The sequence below is a fragment of the Curtobacterium sp. MCLR17_051 genome, assembly GCF_003234395.1.
Lineage (GTDB): Bacteria > Actinomycetota > Actinomycetes > Actinomycetales > Microbacteriaceae > Curtobacterium > Curtobacterium flaccumfaciens.
The window spans coordinates 1-2,352 of record NZ_QKTA01000041.1 but is presented as its reverse complement, the minus strand read 5'-3'; the positions used below and the strand labels follow the sequence as shown (position 1 = coordinate 2,352).

Annotated in this window: 2 protein-coding genes; both read left to right on the top strand. The window is 75.8% G+C overall.

Going from position 1 to position 2,352, the window contains the following annotated elements:
- Positions 1 to 1,611 (top strand): ATP-binding cassette domain-containing protein (locus tag DEJ06_RS18660; protein WP_146245910.1); only part of this gene is annotated, 1,611 nt, incomplete at its 5' end.
- Positions 1,604 to 2,188 (top strand): ATP-binding protein, encoded by a 585-nt coding sequence (locus tag DEJ06_RS17965; RefSeq protein ID WP_258372542.1) that lies wholly within the window; start codon positions 1,604 to 1,606, stop codon positions 2,186 to 2,188. The genes DEJ06_RS18660 and DEJ06_RS17965, both read left to right, overlap by 8 nt.
- Positions 2,189 to 2,352: the final 164 nt, after the last annotated feature.

The following is a 2,352-nucleotide window of genomic DNA, read 5'->3' as shown; positions in this document are numbered from 1 at the left end:
GGGGAACCTGGCGAGGGGGTCGGCGCGGGGGAGCGTGACCAGGGGACAGCGGTACTGCTCGACGCCCGGGGGCTCGGCACGGCACGGGGGAAGCAACCGGTCGGGAACGGCATCGACCTCGGGCTCCGGGCCGGGCAGGTCCTCGCCGTCACCGGACCGAACGGCGTCGGCAAGTCGACGCTCGGGCTGACCCTCGCGGGCTTGCTCCCACCGGCAGCCGGTGAGCTCCACGCCACGGACGCCCTCGCCGACGGCATCGGCACAGCGCCCCACGCCTGGACGAGCCGTCAACTCGCCGCCCGGATCGGCACGGTGTTCCAGGACCCCGAGCACCAGTTCGTCGCCCGCTCCGTCCGCGAGGAGATCGAGGCCGGCCCCCGAGCCCTCGATGCGCCGGACGCCGCCGAACGGGCCACCGCGCTGCTCGACGAGTTCGGGCTCGCACACCTGGCCGACGCCAACCCCTTCACGCTGTCCGGGGGCGAACAACGACGACTCGCGATCGCCTCGGTCATCGCGGCCCGGCCGCCGGTCGTCGTGCTCGACGAGCCGACCTCCGGGCAGGACCGTGCCACGTGGCAGGCCGTCGTCGGGCGGCTCGGGGCCCTGGCTGACGCCGGCACCGCGGTGGTGGCGGTCACCCACGACCGCGATCTCGTCCGGGCACTCGACGCCGACGAGGTCGTGCTCGGGCCGGACGGCGCCCGGTCCGTCGGGAGCGACCAGGGGCCGTCGGTCGCAACCGCCCCGGAGACGGGACCGACAGCCGGACGCCACCCCGGGCCTCCAGACCGGACGGACACGGCGGACGCGGCCGACGGAACCGACGCGACGAACCTCGTGCGACGACCGCTGCCGGCCCGCGCGACCGGCATCCCCGGCGTCCAGCCGGTCGCGTCGCTGATCGGTGTGCTCGCCCTCGGCGTCTGCCTGGTGCTCAGCCTCGACGTCGTCTCCGCCGCCGTCGCCCTGGCGCTCGAACTCGCACTCCTGCCGCTCCTGCGCCTGCCGGTCCGGACCCTGCTGCTCCGACTCGCACCGGTGCTCCTCGCGGTGCCGCTGACGGCGGTGAGCATCGCGCTGTACGGCAGGCCCTCGGGTCGGGAGTGGTTCGACCTCGGGTTCGCGCACGTCACCGACGGGTCGCTCACGCTCGCGTTGGCGACCGCGCTCCGGGTCCTCGCGGTGGGCGTGCCGGCCATCGCGCTCTTCGTGCGGGTCGACCCGACCGACCTGGCCGACGGGCTCGCGCAGGTGCTCCGGCTGCCCGCGCGCTTCGTGCTCGGCGCGCTCGCCGCTGTCCGGATGATGACCTTGCTCGTCGACGACTGGCGACAGCTCGCGATGGCGCGGCGTGCCCGAGGGCTGGCCGACTCCGGACGGCTGCGACGTGGGGCGACCATGGCGTTCGCGCTGCTCGTGCTCGCGCTGCGGCGGGCGACGACGTTGGCGGTGGCGATGGAGTCACGGGGGTTCGGTGCTCCTGGACGGCGAACCTGGGCGCGGGTCGCACGGTTCGCCGGGCCGGGGTGGGCGATGGTGGCGGTGCTGGTCGGCATCGGCGTGGTGTCGATCGCCGTCGCGGTGAGCGTGGGGACGTGGCGTGCCTGACGCGGAGCCTGCAGCCGGCACGACGGGCGCGACGCGCGCGACGGGCACCGCCGCCGGTGACCTCGCCCCCGGTCTGGCCGCTGCTGCTGTCGGTGTCGCCGCTGCCACGGGCCGGCGCACCGTCGTGCTCATCGACGGCCGGTCCGGCACGGGCAAGACCACCCTCGGAGCACAGGTCGCGGAGCAGCTCGGTGCGCAGCTCGTGCACCTGGACGACCTGTACCCGGGGTGGGACGGCCTGCGTGCGGCTGCCGACGCCGTGGTGACGGACGTCCTCGGAGCGCCGAGCGGGTACCGACGCTGGGACTGGGCGGCCGATGCGCCCGCGGACTGGGCGTCGGTCGACCCCGACCTGCCGATCGTGGTCGAGGGGTGCGGTGCGTTGTCGCGGGCGTCGGCACCGCTGGCGTCCCTGCGGGTGTGGCTCGAGGCCGACGACGCCGTGCGCTGGGACCGGGCGATCGGCCGCGACGGCGAGGTCTTCGCGCGCGAGTGGGACCGCTGGGCCGCGCAGGAGCAGGCCTTCATCGCCGCCGAGGACCCGGCCGCCCTGGCCGACGTGGTCCTGCGGACGTAGCGCACCGCGGGCCCGCGCCGCGCCGCACCGCGGCGGCCGACGGCCCGCGGCGCAGGCCGGTGGCGAGCATCAAGGTTTCGCGCTCAGCGACACCTCACGGCCTCCGGAAGGCGAGAACTGTCGCCCAGCGCGAAACCTCAGCGCGCAGAGCCCGCGCCCGCACC